Annotated in this window: 16 protein-coding genes and 1 riboswitch; of the genes, 5 read left to right on the forward strand and 11 right to left on the reverse strand. The window is 70.8% G+C overall.

Going from position 1 to position 19,898, the window contains the following annotated elements; genetic code table 11:
- Positions 1–4: 4 nt before the first annotated feature.
- Genes D9598_RS06145 through D9598_RS06170 form a run of 6 tightly spaced genes read right to left on the reverse strand, consistent with a single transcriptional unit; the run spans position 5 to position 7,975 of the window.
- On the reverse strand, positions 5–1,861 hold the full coding sequence (locus tag D9598_RS06145; RefSeq protein ID WP_198365494.1) for an ABC transporter ATP-binding protein: 1,857 nt from the start codon (positions 1,859–1,861) through the stop codon (positions 5–7).
- Positions 1,858–2,712 (reverse strand): ABC transporter permease, encoded by an 855-nt coding sequence (locus D9598_RS20985; RefSeq protein ID WP_198365495.1) that lies wholly within the window; start codon positions 2,710–2,712, stop codon positions 1,858–1,860. Before D9598_RS20985 ends, D9598_RS06145 begins: the two co-directional genes overlap by 4 nt.
- Positions 2,709–3,656, reverse strand: a complete 948-nt coding sequence (locus D9598_RS06155) for an ABC transporter permease (protein ID WP_198365496.1) — start codon at positions 3,654–3,656, stop codon at positions 2,709–2,711. The genes D9598_RS20985 and D9598_RS06155 overlap by 4 nt, the downstream gene beginning before the upstream one ends.
- 4 nt (positions 3,657–3,660) lie before the next feature.
- On the reverse strand, positions 3,661–5,199 hold the full coding sequence (locus D9598_RS06160) for an ABC transporter substrate-binding protein (RefSeq protein WP_198365497.1): 1,539 nt from the start codon (positions 5,197–5,199) through the stop codon (positions 3,661–3,663).
- A gap of 58 nt (positions 5,200–5,257) precedes the next feature.
- On the reverse strand, positions 5,258–6,616 hold the full coding sequence (locus tag D9598_RS06165) for an LLM class flavin-dependent oxidoreductase (protein WP_198365498.1): 1,359 nt from the start codon (positions 6,614–6,616) through the stop codon (positions 5,258–5,260).
- A 3-nt stretch (positions 6,617–6,619) separates the two neighbouring features.
- On the reverse strand, positions 6,620–7,975 hold the full coding sequence (locus tag D9598_RS06170; RefSeq protein WP_370591945.1) for an LLM class flavin-dependent oxidoreductase: 1,356 nt from the start codon (positions 7,973–7,975) through the stop codon (positions 6,620–6,622).
- A gap of 238 nt (positions 7,976–8,213) precedes the next feature.
- Between D9598_RS06170 and D9598_RS06175 the strand changes: the two genes are divergently transcribed.
- Positions 8,214–9,014 (forward strand): IclR family transcriptional regulator, encoded by an 801-nt coding sequence (locus D9598_RS06175; protein WP_198365500.1) that lies wholly within the window; start codon positions 8,214–8,216, stop codon positions 9,012–9,014.
- A 215-nt stretch (positions 9,015–9,229) separates the two neighbouring features.
- On the opposite strand, the gene D9598_RS06180 is transcribed toward D9598_RS06175, so the two are convergent.
- Positions 9,230–9,661: a PACE efflux transporter gene (locus D9598_RS06180; RefSeq protein WP_198365501.1), complete on the reverse strand. Its 432-nt coding sequence runs from the start codon at positions 9,659–9,661 to the stop codon at positions 9,230–9,232.
- An 87-nt stretch (positions 9,662–9,748) separates the two neighbouring features.
- Here D9598_RS06180 and D9598_RS06185 point away from each other — a divergent pair, with 87 nt between their 5' ends.
- Positions 9,749–10,657, forward strand: a complete 909-nt coding sequence (locus D9598_RS06185; RefSeq protein ID WP_198365502.1) for a LysR family transcriptional regulator — start codon at positions 9,749–9,751, stop codon at positions 10,655–10,657.
- 64 nt (positions 10,658–10,721) lie between these two features.
- Entirely contained in the window at positions 10,722–11,390 is a 669-nt protein-coding gene (locus D9598_RS06190; protein ID WP_198365503.1) for a dual specificity protein phosphatase family protein, read from the forward strand.
- Between the two features lie 12 nt (positions 11,391–11,402).
- On the opposite strand, the gene D9598_RS06195 is transcribed toward D9598_RS06190, so the two are convergent.
- Entirely contained in the window at positions 11,403–13,175 is a 1,773-nt protein-coding gene (locus D9598_RS06195; protein WP_198365504.1) for an ABC transporter ATP-binding protein, read from the reverse strand.
- A 97-nt stretch (positions 13,176–13,272) separates the two neighbouring features.
- Positions 13,273–13,538: riboswitch (cobalamin riboswitch) on the forward strand.
- 103 nt (positions 13,539–13,641) lie between these two features.
- Between D9598_RS06195 and metE the strand changes: the two genes are divergently transcribed.
- The gene (gene metE / locus D9598_RS06200) at positions 13,642–16,002 is read left to right on the forward strand and encodes a 5-methyltetrahydropteroyltriglutamate--homocysteine S-methyltransferase (RefSeq protein WP_198365505.1); all 2,361 of its coding nucleotides are present in this window, start codon (positions 13,642–13,644) and stop codon (positions 16,000–16,002) included.
- Between the two features lie 54 nt (positions 16,003–16,056).
- Here metE and D9598_RS06205 read toward each other — a convergent pair whose 3' ends face one another.
- From D9598_RS06205 to D9598_RS06215, 3 genes are all read right to left on the reverse strand, one after another.
- Positions 16,057–17,400, reverse strand: coding sequence for an MFS transporter (locus tag D9598_RS06205; RefSeq protein ID WP_198365506.1), 1,344 nt, complete (start codon positions 17,398–17,400; stop codon positions 16,057–16,059).
- Between the two features lie 160 nt (positions 17,401–17,560).
- Entirely contained in the window at positions 17,561–18,115 is a 555-nt protein-coding gene (locus D9598_RS06210) for a DUF1269 domain-containing protein (protein ID WP_198365507.1), read from the reverse strand.
- Positions 18,116–18,177: 62 nt separating this feature from the next.
- Positions 18,178–19,458 carry a CCA tRNA nucleotidyltransferase gene (locus D9598_RS06215; RefSeq protein ID WP_198365508.1) on the reverse strand — a complete coding sequence of 427 codons (1,281 nt, stop codon included), beginning with the start codon at positions 19,456–19,458 and terminating at the stop codon, positions 18,178–18,180.
- A gap of 116 nt (positions 19,459–19,574) precedes the next feature.
- Between D9598_RS06215 and D9598_RS06220 the strand changes: the two genes are divergently transcribed.
- Positions 19,575–19,844, forward strand: a complete 270-nt coding sequence (locus D9598_RS06220) for a CsbD family protein (RefSeq protein WP_370591946.1) — start codon at positions 19,575–19,577, stop codon at positions 19,842–19,844.
- Positions 19,845–19,898 lie beyond the last annotated feature (54 nt).

Raw genomic sequence — 19,898 nt, forward strand, 5'->3', positions numbered from 1 at the left:
CCTGTCAGGTCGGCAGCGAAACCGGCTGCGGCCGGGGTTCCAGCGTGGGAATGGCGGCGATCAGCGCGCGGGTATAGGCCTCGCGCGGGGCACCGAAGACGGCGGCGGGGGAGCCGCTCTCGACAATCCGCCCTTGCCGCATGATGGCGACGTGGTGCGCGACATGCCGCACCACGCCAAGGTCATGCGAGATGAAGAGGTAGGAGGTGCCATGCCGCCGCTGCAACGCCAGGAGTTCGTTGAGGATGGCGGCCTGCACGGAGATGTCGAGCGCGGATGTAGGCTCGTCACAGATCACCAGGCGCGGATGGCCTGCGAAGGCGCGGGCGATGGAGACGCGCTGCTTCTCGCCGCCCGACATCTCACGTGGATAGAGATCGAGGTAGCGCTCGCCGAGCTTCACCGATTCGAGCTGCTCGATGACGCGTCGGCGCAGCGCCCTGCCGGCGAGGCCGCCATAGAGCTGCATCGGCCTGCCGACGATCTCGGCCACCGTGCGGTGCGGGTTCAACGCCGCATCCGGGTTCTGGAAGACGAACTGCACCGCCTGCTGCGCCGGTCGCGGCCGGCGCTGCACCAGCCGCTCCAGCACCGCCTCCTCAAGGCGGATATCGCCTGCCTCCGGCACGATCAGCCCGGCGACACAACGTGCCAGGGTGGACTTGCCCGAGCCGCTCTCGCCGACCACCGCGAGGGTCCGCCCGGCAGGGATGTCGAGCGTCACGTGATCCACCGCGCGCACCGGCGCCGGACCGCGCAGGAACGGGAGCGCTGAGCGGCCGCGGAAGCTGCGGCAGAGATCCACCATCTGCAAGCGGGGCCGGCCTTTCACCGCCGTGGTTACGGCCTCCTCCTCCATCAGCGGTTCCGGCGGCAGGCGCTGATGGATCTCGTTCTGGAAGTGGCAGCGGCTGTGATGCGTGCTTCCGGCGTGCCCGGCGGCATCCAGCTCCGGCATGACATCGTGGCAGGTGGCTTCGGCGATGGCGCAGCGGGGGGAGAAGACGCAGCCGACAGGCGGTGTGCGCAGGTCCGGCAGCCGGCCGGGAATGGCGGCAAGCCGCCGGCGTGGCCCCCCGATCGCGGGCATGGCCCGCATCAGCGCGACCGTATACGGGTGGCGCGGCGTGCGCAGCACCTGCTGCGTCGTGCCCTCCTCGATGAGCTGTCCGGCATAGAGCACGCCGACCCGGTCGCAGACCTGCGCGACGACGCCCATGTTGTGGCTGATGAACAGCACCGCCACGCCGGTCTCGCGGCGCAACTCGTTCACAAGCTCCAGGATCACCGCCTCGGTCGTGACATCGAGGCCGGTGGTCGGCTCATCCATGATCAGGAGGCGCGGCTGGCAGGCGAGCGCCATGGCGATGACGACGCGCTGCTGCTGTCCGCCGGAGAGCTGGTGTGGGTAGCGGTGCGCGATCTCGGAGGGGTGCGGCAGATGCACTCGCTCCAGCAGCGCGACGGCACGCGTCCAGGCGGTGGACCTGTCCGCGGCCCTGTGCAGGCGGATCGCCTCGGCGATCTGCTCGCCGACCTTGATGGCCGGATTGAGCGCGCTCATCGGGTCCTGGTAGACCATGGCGGCGGTGCGGCCGCGCATACGCGCCAGGGCCGGCTCGGAAAGGGTCATGATGTCCTGGCCATCCACCCGCACAGTGCCGGTGGCCTGGCCCTTGATGTGGCGCATCACCGCATAGGCAACGCTGCTCTTGCCGGAGCCGCTCTCCCCGATCAGCCCCAGCGCCTCGCCCGGGGCAATACTGAAGGAGACGCCGCGCACGGCGCGCAGCGGGCCATAAGTGATGGAGAGGTTGCGCACATCCAGGACGGGCGGAGCGAGCTGGCCTATGGCGTTCACCGCATCCTTCCTCCGCCCGGCAGGGCAAGCCTGTGGCGCAGCCGCTCGCCGAGGAGCACGGTACCGATTGAGGCGAGCGCGATGGCCAGGCAGGGATAGATGACCAGCCAGGGCGCGATCTCGATGAACTGCTGTCCGTCCTTCACCATCAGCCCCCAGGCCGGGGTCGGCGGCGTCACGCCGATGCCGAGATAGGCCAGCGAGGCAGCCAGCAGAATGCCGGATGTCACCCGCAGCGAGAAGTCGACGACGATGATGGGCAGGACGTTGGGCAGCAGCTCGCGGAAGAGGATGAAGCGCCGGCTCTCGCCGCGCGAGCGTGCGGCCTCGATGAACTCGCGGGTGGCGAGGTCCACAGTGATGCTGCGAACCAGCCGGGCCGATCGTGGCCAAAAGACAAGGGCGATGGCAGCGATGACATTGATCGGCGCGGGGCCCAGCATGACCACCACCAGCATGGCGAGAATCAGGCCGGGGAAGGACATCAGCGCGTCCATGATGCGCATGATGGTCTCGTCGGCTGCGCCGCGAAGGTAGCCGGCAGCCAGGCCGGTGACGGTGCCGAGCATGACGCCGAGCGCTGCGGCAGCCATGGCAAGCAGCAGGGTGGGGCGGGCGCCGGTCAGCACGCGGGAGAAGACGTCACGGCCGAACTCATCGGTGCCGAAGGGAAAGGCCAGGCTGGGCGGCTCCAGCGCGTGCAGCGGGTCGAACTCGGTCGCCGAGAGCGGCGAGAGCGAGGGCCCGAGGACCACCAGAACAGCCATGCCCAGCACGATGAAGGCGCCAGGCAGATCGCCCGGCCGGATGCCAGGGACGAGGCGGCGGGCGCTCGGCGCAGCCCCGCTCACGCCCGCAACCTCGGTGTCAGCAGCAGTGCCACGACATCGGCCAGGAGATTTCCGATGCCGTAGGCGGCGGCCACCAGCAGGACCGTGGCCTGGATGACCGGCACGTCGCGGTAGCTCACGGCGTTGGTGACCAGCTGTCCGAGCCCCGCATAGGAGAACAGCGTCTCGACGACTACGAGGCCGCCGATGACGTAGCCTAGATACATGCCGATCTCCGTGATGGTAGGCGGCAGCAGGTTGGGCAAGGCGTGCTTCAGCACCACGCGCCGGAAGGGCACCCCCTTCAGGATGGCGGTGCGCACATAGGGGCTGGCCATGACCTGGATCATGCTGGCACGGGTGATCTGACTGATGAAGGCCAGCATACCGGTGATCAGGACGCAGACGGGCAGCACCAGCGCCTCCGGCCTCGCCAGTGGGTTCTCGTTGGGATCCATCAGGCTGGTGCCAGGAAGAACCGGAAGCCAGATGCTGAAGGCGAGGATGGCGAGCAGGCCGATGACATACTCCGGCAGGGCATAGGCGCCGACGGCGATGGCTCCGATGAGGCGATCGAGCAGCCCGCCCGGCCGGAGTGCCGCGACGATGCCGAGGGCGACAGCCAGCGGCGCCGCGATGGTCAGCGTCAGCAGGCCCAGAATGGCGGAGTTGCCGAGCCGTCCCATCAGCAGGGGCGCGATGGGCTGGCCGTGCTGCAGCGAAGTGCCGAAGTCACCCTGCAGCAGGGCAGTGAGCCAGGCGAGGTATCGCTGGGCCAGCGGCTCGTCGAGGCCAAGGCGCTCGCGCAGCGCCGCAGCCTGCTCCGGTGTCGCCATGTCGCCGAGTACGGCGGTCGCGACGTCGCCCGGCAGCACGTTGACGATGCCGAAGGTCAGCAGCGACACGACCAGCAGCACCACCGCCAGCAGCAACGTCCGGCGGAGGATGAAGCCCAGTGCCTGCATCGGCTCAGGCGCTCAGCCAGATGCCGCGGGTCTCGATCGTGCCGTACTTCGGGGGCTCGAAGCCTTGCACCTTCTCCGAGGTGACGCCGACGTAGTTGCGGAAGTAAGGCACCATGCGATCGCTGTGCGCCTGGATCAACTTCAATGCCTCGCCGGCGACCTGCTTGCGCTTCGCCAGGTCCACCTCGGCGATCATTGCGTCGAGCTTGGCGTCCAGACCTGGCGCCACCTCCGTGTTGCCGTAGTTGTAGATCGCCTTGCTGTGATGGATCTTGTAGACCCCGTCGTACAGCGTGGCGGAGCCGGAGAAGTAGGAGGAGTACATCGGCATCTTGCGCGCAACGTTCGCCGCGTACTCTGTATAGGGGATGTCGCGCACCCGGACGGTGATGCCGATCTTGGACGCGGCCTCGGAGAAGGCGAGGACCATCTTGGGTGCCGGTTGGCGGTCGCTGGTCGTATAGGCGTCAATACTCAACTCCTTGACGCCGGACTCATCGAGCAGCTTCCTTGCGCGCGGCAGGTCCTGCTCGATCACGGGAAGCTGCGGCAGGTAGACGTTGCCGGGAGGCAGGGTCACGTCATTGCCCGGCACGCCCTGGCCGAAGAGCGCGGCGGCAACGATGGCCTTGCGATCGGGAATATACTGGAAGGCCTGCCGCACCTTCGGGTTTGTGAAGGGCTCCTTGTTCCCCATGATCTGGATGGTGTGGTAGTCGCCGGTCGGCGCCGAATGGGCCTTGAAGCCCGGCAGGCGGCGCATGACGAGGTATGTTTCCAGCGGGATCTGGGTGATGAGGTCCACCTGCCCGCCGCGCATGGCGGCCTGCATGGCTACTGCCTCACGGATGAAGACCATGCGCACGCCGTCCAGATGCTGCACATCCGGGTTCCAGTAGCCATCGAACTTCTCGACAGTGATGGAGCTGCCCGGCTGGAACTCCTTGAAGCGGAAGGGGCCGGTGCCATTGGGTGTCTCGCGCAGGCTGTCGATGCCGCGGGCGGGCAGGATGCGGCAGGCGCGATAGGCAAGAACGACGGGGAACTCGCCGAAGGGCATGGTCATGGTGACGCGGAGCTTCGTCGGCCCCTCGGCCGCCACCGACTGCACCGGGCCGAAGGCGCCGAAGCCGGCGCCGGCGCGGGACTTGTCAATCGAGCGCTCGATGGTCGCGGCCACGTCGGCCGAGGTCAGCGTCTGCCCGTCATGGAAGCGCACGCCTTCGCGAAGGGTCAGCAGCCACTCCTGTCCGTCCTTCAGCCCTTCCCAGGCCGTGGCCAGCCAGGGTAGTGGCTGCGCGTCGGCATCAAGCATCACGAGGTTGTCGTAGACCATCTGCGAGAACTCCATGCCGGAGAAGGAGTTGGTCGCCATCGGGTCGAGCATGTCGGGCGGGTCGGGGCGGCAGAAGCGCAGCACGCCGCCCTTGCGCGGGACCACGCCGGACTGCGCATAGGCGCGGCGGCCCGGCAGCAGGGCGGCGCCGGTCAGCGCGGCGGCGCCGCCCAGGATCACGCGGCGGGAGAGGATGAGGTTCGGCATTCGCGGCGGCATCATGGCGGCACGATCTCTCCTAAGGGGGGGCTGTCGTCGTCAGGCGTCAGGCGGCGCTCTGCGTGTGGCGGCTCGGCACGGGCGGCAGGCCGAGGTTCTCGCGCAGGGTGTCGCCCTCGTATTCGGTGCGGAACAGGCCACGGCGCCGCAACTCCGGGATCACGAGTTCGACGAAGTCACGTGCGGAGGTGGGCAGCCAGGGTGGCTGGATGATGAAACCATCGGCGGCGCCTTCGGTGAACCATTGCTCCATGGTGTCCGCGACGGTGTCCGGCGTACCGATCACGCCGAGGTGCCAGAAGCCGGCCGAGATAGCGGCGAAAAGGTCGCGCACCGTCATCCGCTCGCGCCGCGCGCGCTCCATCATGGTCTGGGTGAAGCTCGCATCGCGGCCGGGCGTGTTGTGATGACTGGCCATTGTCATCTCCGGCACCGGCGCATCCAGCGGCAGGTGACTGAGATCCGGGAAATGGTTGATCAGCAGCATGCCATGCGCCACGCGCGGATCGAGCAGATCCTGCGCGCGCTGGAACTTCTGGCGCGCCTCCTCCTCAGTGTGGCCGACAACCGGCATGATGCCGGTCATCACCCTCAGGGCGTGATCGGGGCGGCCATGGGCGGCGAGGCGCCGCTTGACCGCGGCGTAGTAGTCCTGCGCCAGCGGCAGCGTCGGCTGTGCGCTGTAGAGCAGATCGGCCCGCGCCGCCGCGAAGTCGCGCGAGTTGGCGGAAGTGCCGGCAGTGCAGACCGGCAGCGAGCCTTGGATCGGCCGGGCTGTGTCCAACGGACCGCGGACCTTGAAGTGGGCGCCCTCATGATCGAGGAAGTGGACCTTCGCGCGATCGAAGTACCGACCACTCGCCTTGTCGCGCAGGAACGCGTCATCGTCCCAGCTGTCCCAAAGCCCGCGCATGACCGACAGGAACTCGGCCGCGCGCTCATGCCGAGCCTTGGAGGATTGCGGGTCCTGCTGGCCGAAGTTGCGCGCCTCGTCAGGGCTGGTGCTGGTCACCAGGTTCCAGGCGGCGCGGCCTTTGCTGAGATGGTCGATCGAAGCCAATCGCCGCGCCAGCGCGTAGGGCTCCATGTAGCTGGTCGAGGCGGTGATGACGAAGCCGACATGCTGCGTCACGGCAGCCAGTGCGGCGCAGAGCAGCGTCGGCTCCAGCTTCAGGTGCCCCTGCTCCATGTCGCGGCGGATCCGCGGATCGTCCTGGTTCCGCATTGCCGCCTGATCAGCGAAGAACAGGAAGTCCATCCGTCCCTGTTCGGCAATCTCGGCGCATTCACGATAATGCGCTAACGACAGGCCATTGTCCGCCGGGCTCTCCGGCAGGCGCCAGGCGGCATAGTGGTAGCCTTGGTTGGCGACCGAGAGGCCCAGTCGCATCATGCGCTTGCTCATGACTCAAGCTCCCGCGGCGGCCAGGGCATGGGCATGGCGGCTGACGGCGGGCCGCAGGCCGAGATTGCCGCGCAGCGTCTTCGCCTCGTATTCGGTGCGGAACAGGCCGCGGCGCTGCAACTCCGGGATCACCAGCGCGACGAAGTCCTCCGAATCCACGGGAATGCAGGGCGACTGAATGTTGAAGCCGTCGGCTGCGCCGGTGGTGAACCACTCTTCCATCAGGTCGGCGATGCTTTCCGGAGTGCCCACCACACCCATGTGCCAGAACCCCGCCGAGACCTTCTCGTAGAGCTGGCGGATGGTCAGCCCGTCCTGCTTCACCTTCTCCAGCAAGGGAGAGGAGAAATGTCCCTTGCGGTTGTCCGGCAGCGGAATGTCCGGGATCTGACCATCGATGTCGTGACCGGTGTAATCAGGGAATCCGTTGACCACGAGCAGGCCGAGGCCGAGGCGCGGCAGGATCAGCTCCTGCATGCGGTCGAACTTGTCGCGCGCCTCGGCCATGGTGCGGCCGACGAAGGGCATGATGCCGGGCAGCACCAGCAGGTCGGACTCGCTGCGGCCGTACTTCGGAAGGCGACGCTTCAGCGAGGCGTAGTAGCCACGCGCGGATTCCAGGTCCGGCTGGCCGCCATAGACCACATCGGCGCAGCGCGCGGCCAGCTCCTGCGCGTTGTCGCTGTCGCCGGCGGTGAAGACCGGGATCTGGCGCTGCGGCGATGTCGGCACGTCGAGTGGACCGGCGACGGAGAAGTGCTTGCCCTTGTGCCGCAGCAGGTGCATCCGCTCACGGTCGAAGAAAATGCCGCGCGCTTTGTCGATGAGGATCGCACCGTCGTCGAAGCTGTCATGCAGACCCTGAAAGACCTCGAGGAACTCGGCGGCGCGCTCATGCCGGTGGTCGGAGGGCAGGACGCGGTCCAGGCCGAAGTTCCTTGCCTCGTCGAGGGAGAACCCCGTCACCATGTTCCACCCGGCGCGCCCGCTGCTCAGCAGATCGAGCGTGGCGAACATCCGGGCCAGATTGTAGGGATGGTTGTAGGTCGTTGAGGCCGTTGCGACCAAGCCGACATGCCGGGTACAGGTCGCCATGGCGGCGAGCAGCGCCATCGGCTCGTGCTTGACGAGCTGGTGCTCCAGGTCGCGGGCGATGGCGGGGTTGTCCAGATCGCGCACAGCGGAGGAGTCCGCCAGGAAGATCAGATCGAAGCGGCCTCGCTCGGCGATCTCGGCGCAACGCCGGAAGTGCTCGAGGCGCATGTTGCCGTCGGCCGGAACGCCGGGGTGGCGCCAGGCCGCGTAATGATAGCCGAGATTGGCGATCGAAAGGCCCAGCCGCATCTGCCGCGTCCGCACGGTCGTGACATTCCCTTCTGGCGCGCGGCGCGGGGCCGCGGCGTGTGAGGAGCGAGGCTGTCCTTGCGGCCTTAACCGAGGATGCCACCGCCATGCCAGTGCTGTGCTTGCCTTCCCGCCCGGCAAGATCAGCGAAAATGCCCGAGGCTGGGAAGCGGAAAATTGCATCGCAACGCAGGTTATTGCAATGCGATATGAAGCTGTGCAGCATGCGGCGGGAGTAAGAGGGGAAGCAGGAATGCCGGGCCACGTCGTCGTCGGGACGATCGATCGCGATCCTTTGCTGGTGCGATCGGTGGGCAAGGCTTTCGCGATGCTGCTGGCCTTCGACAGGCGCAATCCGACCCTGAGCCTGACGCAGCTCGCCGCCGCCACCGGGCTGGATCGCAGCGCGGCGCAACGCTATGCGCACACGCTCGTCGGCCTGGGCTACCTGCGTAAGGACCTGCGCAGCCGGCGCTTCTCCCTTGCTGCGCCGGTGCTCGATCTCGCCAGCCGCTTCATGGGCACCGATCCCCTTCTTGCTGCCGCGCGACCCTATCTGCAGCACCTGAGCGCCGAGACATGCGAGACCGTCAATCTCAGCCTACGGGATGGAACGGAGGTGTTGTTCATCGCCCGCATGGTCGGGCGACACGTGCTGAACATCGATGTGAGCGTGGGCTCCCGGCATCCGGTCTATTGCACCTCGCCCGGTATCGCCATCCTCTCGGCTCTTCCGGAGGAGGAGGCGCGTCGGATCCTGCAGGCCTGCGACCGCAAGCCGCTGACAGAGATGACGGTCTGGCGGATGGAACCCCTGATGCAGAAGGTTGCCCTGGCGGCCCGGCGTGGCTTCGCCGCGGCTTTCGAGGAGATCTACCATGGCGACCTCGCCGTCGCCGCGGTCATTCGCGATGTGCATGGGAAGCCGCTGGGCGCCATCAACATCGCGGCCCTGCGATCGCGCATGACGCCGGCCGAGGTTGAGCAGCGCTATGCACCCATGGTGATGGAGGCGGCGCAATCCATCTCCCGGGCCTGCATCGCGAGAAGCTAGGCGTGGCCGCATGGCGCGTCGTCGCTGAAGGTCGCGGCGTCCGAGGCTTTATCGCCGGCGTGGTGGCGTTGTGAATGGAGGCCGCGATGCCCGGACGCTCGCGCAGGACACCGGTGATCCGCTGAGGAAGGACGGCGCGGGTCCGGCCCTGGCGGAAACGCGCGCCGCGCCGCGCCGGCCACGCCGGGTTTCCTCGGCCGTGCGCTCGATCCGGCTCAGGTTGCGGCGGGTGTCCAGGCCGGCAGCGGGAAGACCCGGTCATAGGCCAGGTTGAAGGCGAAGGTGTAGACCAGGTAGAAGGCGACGATCGCCAGATCCAACACGAAGGCCTGGGCCAGGCTGATGCCGAGATACCAGGCGATCGGCGGCAGCAGCACCAGCATGAGGCCGGCCTCGAAGAGCAGGGCATGGGCGACGCGCAGCCCGAGCCCCTTGCGGGTATGACCGGCGAAGCGCTGCATCGCATGGTCGAAGCCGAGATTGTAGACGTAGTTCCAGGCCGTCGCCGCCATGGCGCTGCCGAGGCCGATGACGCCCATGTCGGTGCCGTGCAGGCCGAGGACGAGGCTGCCCAGGGGAATGATCAGGGCGAGGCCGATGAGTTCGAAGAGGATGGCGTGGCGGATACGGTCGCGGGTGCTGCGCATGGTCGTCTCGGAATTCCAGGGTCGGGCGCCGCCTTTTATCTGTGATATGCCGGGGCTCAAGTTGGCACCTATCCGGATATCAGATGGATGACCCTGTCCTTGGAGCAACTCCAGGCCTTCGTGGCGGCCGCGGAGGCGGGGTCCTTCTCGGCCGCCGCCCGCAGGCTGCGCAAGGCGCAGTCGGCCGTCAGCACCCAGATCGCCAATCTCGAGATCGACCTCGGGGTGGCGCTGTTCCATCGCGCGGGCCGCGTGCCGTCGCTGACCCCGGCGGGGGAGCGGCTGCTGCTGGAGGCGCGCGTGGTGCTCGACCGGCGGGAACACCTGATCGGCGTGGCGCGCAGCCTGGAGCGCGGGGTGGAGAACCGGCTGGTCGTCGCCATCGACGAGCTTTATCCCGAGCATGCCCTGGGCGCGCTCTTCGCCGCGTTCGCCCGGCGCTTCCCGCATGTCGAGCTGGAGCTGCTCTTCCCGCTGATGGAGGATGTCAGCCGGCTGGTGCGCGACGGGGCGGCGGATCTCGGCGTCATGTGGCGCCAGGAGGTCCTGCCGCCGGAGCTGGGCTTCCAGACGATCGGCTGGGTGCCGCTCAAGCTGGTCTGCGGCCGCGAGCACCCCCTGGCCAAGGCCCGCGTCGAATGGGAGGAGCTGAAGCGGCACCGGCAGATCCTGGTCGCCGCGCGCGGCGACGGGCCGGAGAAGCGGCGCCTGCGGGTGGCGGCCGAGGTCTGGTGGGTGGAGAGCCACTGGGTGATCCTGGAGATGGTCAAGCACGGCATCGGCTGGGCCTTCGTCTCCGACCACGTCATTGCCGCCTCGCCCGCCGCGCCGGACCTGGTGACGCCCGACCTCGAGTTCGACGAGGGCGACTGGCCGGTGGCGCTGGAGCTGGTGTGGCACAAGCAGCGGCCGCGCGGCCCCGCCGCCGCCTGGCTGCGCGAGCGTTTCGCGGCGGCGGGGCGCGAGGCGCTGTCGCGGGTGGCCCGGCGCGGCTGAGGGGCGCGGTCCCGATCCGCCTTCCATCTTGCCCCGGCGGGCCGGCCTCGCCATACCCTGCGGCGTGGCCCATGACCTGACCTCCGCCGCCGGGCGCCGCGCCGCCTGGATCAACAGCCTCTTCGTCGATCATGCCCTGCTGCGCCTCGGCTGGCGCAACTGGGGCGTGGTCGAGGCCGGGCGGCTCTACCGCTCCAACCATCCGAGCCCCTGGCAGCTGCGCCGCGCCGTGCGGCGCTTCGGCATCCGCAGCCTCGTGAACCTGCGCGGCCATCGCGAGGCCTGCGGCTCCGACGCGCTGGGGCGCGCCATGGCCGCGGAGCTGGGCCTCGCCCATGTCGACGCGCCGCTGGAATCGCGCGGCGCGCCGCACCGCGACCGCATCCTGCGCCTGGCGCGGATCTTCGGCGAGCTGCCGGAGCCGGTGCTGATCCATTGCAAGTCCGGCGCCGACCGCACCGGCCTGGCGGCCGGTCTCTGGCTGATGCTGCAGGGCCGGCCGGTGGAGGAGGCGATGCGCCAGCTCTCCTGGCGCCACGGCCACGTCCCGGCGAGCAAGACCGGCATCCTAGATGCCTTCTTCCGGGACTATGCCCGCTTCCTGCGGCAGCACGGCCCCAAGCCTTTCCTTGACTGGGTGCGGGAGGATTATGACGAGGAGGCGCTGCGCGCCGCCTTCCGCAGCCGCCCCTGGGCCGACCGGCTGGTCGACGGCATCCTGCGGCGGGAATAGGCGGCGCCGGCGTCAGCCGGCCGCGAAGGCCTGCGTCCGCACCATCCGCGCATAGAGCCCGTCCCGCGCCATCAGCTCGGCATGGGTGCCGCTCTCGGTGGCGCGCCCCTCCTGCATGACGATGATGCGGTCCGCCTCCTGCACCGTCGCCAGGCGGTGCGCGACGACGAGGGTGGTGCGCCCGGCCCGCAGCCTCTCCAGCGCCCGGCCGATGGCGGCCTCGTTCTCGGCGTCCAGCGCGCTGGTCGCCTCGTCCAGCAGCAGCACGCGCGGATTGCGCAGCAGGGCGCGGGCCAGGGCGATGCGCTGCTTCTGCCCGCCCGAGAGGCGCGAGCCCCCGGGCCCGAGCACCGTGTCGTAGCCCTGCGGGAGCGCGGCGATGAAGTCGTGCGCGGCGGCGGCGCGGGCCGCCGCCTCCACCTCCGCCCGCCCGGCGCCGGGATGGCCGCAGGCGATGTTGGCCAGCGCCGTGTCGTCGAAGATCACCGCGTCCTGCCCGACATAGGCCATGGCGCCGCGCAGGCTCTCCAGCGTCACGGAACGGATCTCGGCGCCGTCCAGCGTGATGCGCCCGGCCGTCGGGTCGTAGAGGCGCGGCAGCAGGGCGAGGGCGGTGGACTTGCCGGCGCCGGAGGGGCCGACCAGCGCCACCGTCTGCCCCGGCTCGGCGGTGAGCGAGAGATCCTCCAGCGCCGCCTGCGGGGCGGCCGCGTCGCCGCCCGGATAGTGGAAGCCGACATGCTCCAGCACCAGCCGCCCCGGCCCCTCGGGCAGCGGTGGCGCGCCGTCCGGCGTGGTGATGGCGGGGCGCCGGTCCATCACCGAGAACACTCGGATCAGCCCGCCGAAGCCTTCCTGCAGGGCCGCGTTCAGCGCGCCCAGCGAGCGCATCGGCCGCGTCGCCAGCAGCAGCGCGGAGATGAAGCCGGTGAACTCGCCCACCGTGCCGCGCCCGGTCGAGACCTTCCAGCCGACGAAGGCCAGCACCCCGGCGACCGCGACGCCGCCGAGCGCCTCCAGGATCGGGTCGAGCTTGGCGCGGGTGCGGGCGATGGAGAGCAGCGCCTCGCGCAGATCGGCGAAGGCGCGGCCGGCGCGATGCTCCTCCTGCGCCTCCAGCCCGTAGGTACGCACCACGCGGGCGGCGGCGAAGCTCTCGGTCAGCAGGGCGGCGGTGTCGCCGACGCGCGCCTGCATGCCGCTCGACGCCCGGCGGATGCGCTTGCCGAGCTTCATCACCGGCACCACCGCCACCGGATAGATGACCGCCAGGATCAGGCTCATGTGCCAGTCCAGCCAGACCATTGCGGCGGCGAGGCCGATGACGGTGAGCCCGTCGGCCAGGGCGTTGATCGCCTTGGTCAGCGCCTCGCGGATCGCCTGGGCATCGGCGGTGAAGCGGGCGGCATGGCGGGCCGGGGCGTCATGCGCGACCAGCGCGAGGTCGGTGCGGGTCAGGGCGCGGAACAGGTCGTTCTGGATGCGCTCGATGACGCGCAGCACCACCGCCTGCACCGAGATGGCCTGGCCGTACTGCGCCAGCGACTTCGCGGCGGTGAGCAGGATGATGGCCGGCGGGATCAGCCAGACGATGCGCCCGTCGCCGGCGGTGAACAGGTCGAAGGCCTGCTGGATGACCAACGGATAGAGCGCGGTCAGCCCCGCCAGCGCCCCGGTGCAGACCAGGGCGAGCAGGATGCCGCCCTTGTGATGCCGGACATAATGCCGCCAGAGGCGGGCTGTCAGGGCGCGGGTGGTCTCGGGGGGCGGGAGGGCAGCGGCCATGCCGCCGCGCTTAGAGCCTTCGGGGGCGGCGGCAAAGGGGCTTCTGTCCGGACCGGTGGCCACTGGAGCCGGCTTGCCAGATCTATTTAACATAAGTATATCTTTATGTGTCGCCGGTCCCGCGCGAGCGGGTGAAAAGGGAACGCCGTGCGCTCCGGCCGGGCCATCGCGCCCGGGAGCCAGTCGGCGGCTGCCCCCGCAACTGTCAGCGGCGTGCCGCTGGCCCATTCGCCGTGGAAGCCTCCGCGGCGGGCCACTGCGCCACCCTCCGGGGCGCGCGGGAAGGCCGGGCCGGCGGTGTCCTGGGCGCCATGCCCCGGAACGCCGCGAGCCAGGAGACCTGCCGGCGTCGCACCAGACCAGGCCGCCGGGCGGGGTGAACCGGAGGCAGGACCGAGAGCATGACGACCTTCCAACGGGGCCCCTCCGGCCCGGCCACCGCCACCGCCCGGCCGGAGGGCGGCGCATGACCGTCGCCGCCAATCTGGGCTTCCCCCGCATCGGCGCCCGGCGCGAGCTGAAATCCGCGCTGGAGGCGCACTGGGCGGGCGAACTGGACGAGGCCGGTCTGCTGGAGGCCGCGCGGGGCCTGCGCCAGCGGCACTGGCAGCTCCAGGCCGGCCAGGGCATCAGCCACATCCCGAGCAACGATTTCGCGCTCTACGACCAGGTGCTCGACACTGCCGGCATGCTGGGCGCCATCCCCGAGGGCTATGGCTGGCGAGGTGGGCCGGTGTCGCTCGCGACCGCCTTCGCCCTGGCGCGCGGCGCGCGTGGCACCGCGGCCGAGCGGTCCGCCGGCATCGCGGCCGGCCTGCCGGCGCTTGAGATGACCAAGTGGTTCGACACCAACTACCACTACCTGGTGCCGCGCCTCTCCGCTGGGCAGCGCTTCGAGCTGACGGAGAACCGCCCCCTGGCGGCCTTCCGCGAGGCCCTGCCGCTGCGCACCCGCCCGGTGCTGCTCGGCCCGGTCAGCTTCCTGCTGCTCAGCAAGACGGAGGACGGCTCGGACCCGCTCGGCCTGCTGGACCGCCTGCTGCCGCTCTATACCAGGCTCCTGGGCGAACTGGCCGCAGCGAACTGCGCCTGGGTGCAGATGGACGAGCCCGCCCTGGCGCTCGATCTCCCCGAGGCGGCGCGCGAGGCCTTCCGCCACGCCTATGCCGCCCTGGCGGAGGGCGCCACGCCCGACCTGCTGCTGACCAGCTATTTCGGCCCGATGGCCGACAATCTGGCCACCGCCGCCAGCCTGCCGGTGGCCGGGCTGCATCTCGACCTGGTTCGCGGCGCGGCCGACCTGGAGCCGGCGCTCGATCTGCTCCCCCCGGAGCGCTGGCTGTCGCTCGGCCTGGTGGACGGCCGCAATGTCTGGCGTTGCGACCTGCGCGCGGCGCTGGGCACCCTGCGGCGGGTGGCGGAGCGGCGGGGGACGCGGCGGCTGATCGTCGCCCCCTCCTGCAGCTTGCTGCACGTCCCGGTCGATCTGGCCCAGGAGGGCGGGGAGGGCCAGCGGGGGCTCGACCCGGCGGTACGGTCCTGGCTCGCCTTCGCCACCCAGAAGCTGGAGGAGGTGGCCGCCCTGGCACGCGGCCTGGACGAGGGCGAGGCCGCCATCGCCCAGGCCCTGGCCGCCAGCGACCGGGCGCGGCAGGGGCGGGCGGAGAGCGCCGCCGCGCACCGGCCCGAGGTGCGGGCGCGCCTCGCCGCCGTGACGCCGGAGATGGCCCGGCGCGCCGGCGCCTTCCCGGCCCGCCGCGCGGCACAGCGGGCACGGCTCGGCCTGCCCGACTTTCCCACCACCACCATCGGCTCCTTCCCGCAGACGCCCGAGGTGCGGCAGGCCCGCGCCGCCCTGGCGCGCGGCACGCTGGACGCGGAGGGCTACGAGCGGCGGGTTGAGGCCTGGATCGACGAGGCCCTGCGCTGGCAGGAGGAGGTCGGGCTCGACGTGCTGGTGCATGGCGAGTTCGAGCGCAACGACATGGTGAAGTACTTCGGCGAGCAGCTCGACGGCTACGCCTTCACCCGGCATGGCTGGGTGCAGTCCTACGGCAGCCGCTGCGTCGCGCCGCCGATCATCTGGGGCGACGTGGCGCGGCCGGGGTCCATGACGGTGCGCTGGGCGGCCTACGCGCAGTCGCGCAGCGCGCGGCCGGTCAAGGGCATGCTGACCGGGCCGGTGACCATGCTGCAATGGTCCTTCGTGCGCGACGACATCCCGCGCGCCGAGGTCTGCCGCCAGATCGCCCTGGCGCTGCGGGACGAGGTGACGGAGCTGGAGGCGGCTGGCATCGCCGTGATCCAGGTCGACGAGCCGGCCTTCCGCGAGGGGCTGCCGCTGCGCCGCGCGGCCTGGCAGGCCTATCTGGACTGGGCGGTGGAGAGCTTCCGCCTGGCCACGGCCGGGGTGCGGGACGACACCGCCATCCACACCCACATGTGCTACTCCGAGTTCAACGACATCCTGCCCGCCATCGCGGCGATGGATGCCGATGCCATCTCGATCGAGACGACACGCAGCCGGATGGAGCTGCTCGATGCCTTCGCGCTCCGTCCGGGCGGGGGCGAGGAGGCGGCCTGGCCGGCCGAGATCGGCCCCGGCATCTGGGACATCCACAGCCCGCGCGTGCCGGAGGCGGCGGAGATGGCGGAACTGCTTCGGCTGGCGCGGAGGCGGCTGGCCGACTGGCAGATCTGGGTCAACCCGGATTGCGGGCTGAAGACCCGCCGCTGGGAGGAGGTGCGCCCCGCGCTGGAGCACATGGTCGCCGCCGCGCGCACGCTCCGCGCCGAGGCGGGGGGAAGCGGGACCGGCACAGCCTGAGCGGGCGCGCGCCGGAGAGGGGGCGGGGCCGCCATGGCCCCGTCCCGGAAGGGATCAGCGGGCGGCGGTCCGGGCCTCGCCCGGCAGGGGGGCTGGCGTGACGGCCGGCAGGGCGGAGGCCGCGGGGCGGCCGTTCACCAGCAGGGTGACGATGCCGACCAGCGCCACGGCGGCGACGTAATGCGCCGGGCCCAGAGGGTCGATCGCCACCAGGCCGGAGACCAGCAGCGGCGTCAGCCCGCCGAAGATCGCATAGGCCACGTTGTAGGCGAAGGAGACGCCGGTGAAGCGGATCGGCGGCGGGAAGGCGTGGATCATCACGAAGGGCACCACGGTGATGCCGCCGATCGCCACGCCGGCCAGGGCGTAGAGCGGCACCAGCAGATCGGGCCGCAGGCCGGCGCCGATGTAGAGCGCGTAGGTGGTGGCCAGCAGCGCCAGCCCGCCGGCGATGCCCACCCGGATGCTGCCGAAGCGGTCCAGCAGCCAGCCGCAGAGGATGGCCGAGACGCTCAGCGTGAAGGTCGCCGCCAGATTGCCGCGCAGCGTCTCGGCCGGGGTGAGGCCGTGCAGCTTCTGTAGCAGCGTGGGCGTCATCAGGATGACGACGACGATGGCGGCGGTCAGCATCCAGGTCATCAGCATGGAGATCGCCACGCCGCGGCCGTGCCCGGCCAGCACCCGCTTGATCGGCAGGTCGCGCGTCAGCTCGGCGCGGCGGCGCATCTCCTCGAAGACCGGCGTCTCGCGCAGGAAGCGGCGCAGGTACATGGCCAGCAGCCCGAAGACGCCGCCGATCAGGAAGGCGATGCGCCAGCCCCAGGCGGCGACCTCGGCGGGGGTCATGGCGGTGTTGATGGCGGTGGCCATCAGCGAGCCCAGCATGATGCCGCCGGTGAGGCCGCCGGTCAGCATGCCGACGGCGAGGCCGACATGGCGCGGCGGCACATGTTCGGAGACGAAGACCCAGGCGCCCGGCCCCTCGCCGCCGATCGCGGCCCCCTGCATCATACGGAAGATCAGCAGCAGGATCGGCGCGGCATAGCCCAGCGTCGCATAGGTCGGCGTCAGGCCGATCAGCAGCGTCGGCACCGCCATCAGGAAGATGGAGAAGGTGAACATGCGCTTGCGGCCGAGCTTGTCGCCGAAATGCGCCATGACCAGGCCGCCGAGCGGCCGCGCCAGGTAGCCGGCGGCGAAGATGCCGAAGGTCTGCAACTGCTGCAGCCAGTCCGGCATGCCGGGCGGGAAGAACAGGTGGCTGATGGCGGCGGCGAAGAAGACGAAGATGATGAAGTCGTAGAACTCGAGCGCGCCGCCAAGCGAGGCGAGGATGAGGGTGCGTAGATCCTGACGCGACAGGCTACGGGTGCTGGAGGATCTGCTGGGCTCGGTCATCGCTCTCTGCCAATCGCGCGGGAAGGCGGACCGATGCGGTTCGTTTCAAGCAGGCGGCCCAGGCGGTAATTTTAAGTCGCCGGGCTCGCGATTCCAGCAGTGGCTGCTTGATGCAGCCCTGCATCGGGGGCGGGGCTTGCCCGCCCCCCATGGCCCGTCCTCAGGCGGCGGGGGGCGTGCTGCCGGAGGTGGCCCCGCTGGAGATGGACCCGCTGGAGATGGCCTGGCTCAGCCTCGCCTCCTGCTCGGGCGAGAGCGAGGAGCGCAGCACCCGCCCCCGCACGCCCTTCAGCTCGGCCAGCACCTTCTCGGGCTGCACCTTGCGGACCAGCACGAAGAGCGCCGAGCTGTTGGGCGGGATGGTGTCGGCCAGGGATTTGATGAGGCCGTCATCGATGCCGTAATCCGTCATCGAGCCGGAGATGGCGCCGGTTCCGGCGCCGACCAGGCCGCCGATGGCCAGCCCCGCCAGGGGATTGAGGAAGAGCAGCCCGACCAGCGAGCCCCACAGGGCGCCGGACAGCCCGCCCGAGGCGGCACCCACCGCCGCCAGGTTGATGCTCTGCTTGAGGTTCACCTTGCCGTCGCCGTCGCGCACCGCGACCACGGCATCCTCCAGGTCGACCAGATATTCCTTCTTCATGCGGACCAGCTCGCCCAGCACGCGGTCGGCCTCGGTCGGGCTGTCGAAGCCCACGACGATCAGTTCAGACATATCAGGCTGCTCCTCCGGCGTTCATACGGGGAGCTTAGGTCCGCCGCCGCCTCCCGGTTACGTCATGATTGCGTGACACCTCCGCCGGGCGTGCTTCGCAGCAGTCCGGCCAGCGCCGCGCGGCTTTCCTCGGCGGAGGCGCGGCAGCCATCCTCGACCCACCAGCGCCGCGCCGCCGCCAGCGCCTGGCCGAGCGCCGGGCCCGGAGCGACGCCGAGCGCCAGGACATCCCGCCCCTGCAGGGGAAAGACCGGGCGCGGCGTGGCGGCGATGCGGGCGCGCAGGGCGGCGCGGTCGGCGCCGTCCCGCGCTTCCGCCAGCAGGGCACGGTCGGCGGCCAGGCCGGGCGGCAGCTCCGCCAGCCAGCGGCGCAGCGCCGCCTCCCGCAGATCCGGCGCCGGCGGAGGGGTCTCGAGCAGCGCGCGCAGGCGCTTCGCCTCCTCGCCCGAGAAGCGCAGGCGCGCGGCCAGGGCGGCCGCCGTCCCGCCCTCGGGCGGCAGCAGGGCGGCGAGGCGCAGCATCGAGCCGGAGCCGGAATCGGGGGCGGGTCCGGAGGGGGCGATCGCCAACAGCCGCGCGAGCGGCGCCAGATCGGCCCGCGCACCCGCCTCGGGCAGCAGCGCGGCCAGCACGCCCTGGTCGCGCATCGGCGCCAGCGCCGCCAGCCCCGCCCCGGGCGGGTCCTCCGCGGCCAGCAGGCGCTTCAGCTCCATCCAGACGCGCTCGGCCGAGAGGCGGGCGAGCCCGGGCAGGGCGGCGCGGATCGCCGCCAGCGCCGCCGGATCGGGCTCGCCCCTGCCGTAGCGCGCGTGGAAGCGGAAGAAGCGCAGCAGGCGGAGATAATCCTCGGCCAGCCGCACCCGGGGCTCGCCCACGAAGCGCACCCGGCCCGCCGCGAGATCGTCACGGCCGCCGAAATAGTCCCAGAGCCGCCCTTCGGCATCCATCGACATGGCGTTGATGGTGAAGTCGCGCCGCGCCGCATCCTCGCGCCAGTCGGTGGTCCAGGCCACGCTGGCATGGCGGCCGTCGGTGTCGAGGTCGCGCCGCAGGCTGGTCACCTCCACCGGCTGATGGTCGAGCACAGCGGTGACGGTGCCGTGCTTCAGCCCGGTCTCGAAGACCTTCAGCCCGGCCCGCCGCAGCCGCGCGGCCACCGCCTCGGGTGGCAGGGGGGCGGCGATGTCCACGTCGTGCACCGCCCGGCCGGCCAGCAGGTCCCGCACCACGCCGCCCACGGCGCGTGCGCCGGGCAGGGCGGCCAGCACCATGGCGGCGGTGCCCTGGCGGAGCGGCCCGGGCGGCACAAGCCGCGTGGCGGGGGGGTCGGCGGGATCGGTCATGGCGACGGCAGGCCAGCATGCGGCGGCGCCCCGCGCAAGCCATGCCCCGCCGCCGGCCGGAAGGGTGCATCCAAACCGGAACTTCCGCGTTTCGGGGGCAGGGCCACCCGGCACGGGTGGCGCGCAGCATCGAGGAGAAGCGACAGATGGTGGACGAGAACCGCGTGACCGGCGCCGCCCGTGAGACCGTGGGCCGGGTGCAGGAGGCCGTGGGCGGCCTGACCGGCAGCAACGAGTACCGCGCGCGCGGCTACGCCAACCAGGCGCAGGGCCAGGCCGAGAACGCGCTGGGCCAGATCTGCCAGAACGTGCGCGAGCAGCCGCTGACCTCGCTGGCGATCGCCGCCGGCATCGGCTATATCCTGGGCCGGCTGCGCATCCTCTGAGGCGCCTTCCGGGGCGCCTAGCGCGCCCCGGACCCCCCGTCCGGCCGCCCCGAC

It is taken from the genome of Roseomonas sp. KE0001, assembly GCF_016107285.1.
In the GTDB taxonomy this organism is placed as follows: Bacteria; Pseudomonadota; Alphaproteobacteria; order Acetobacterales; family Acetobacteraceae; genus Pseudoroseomonas.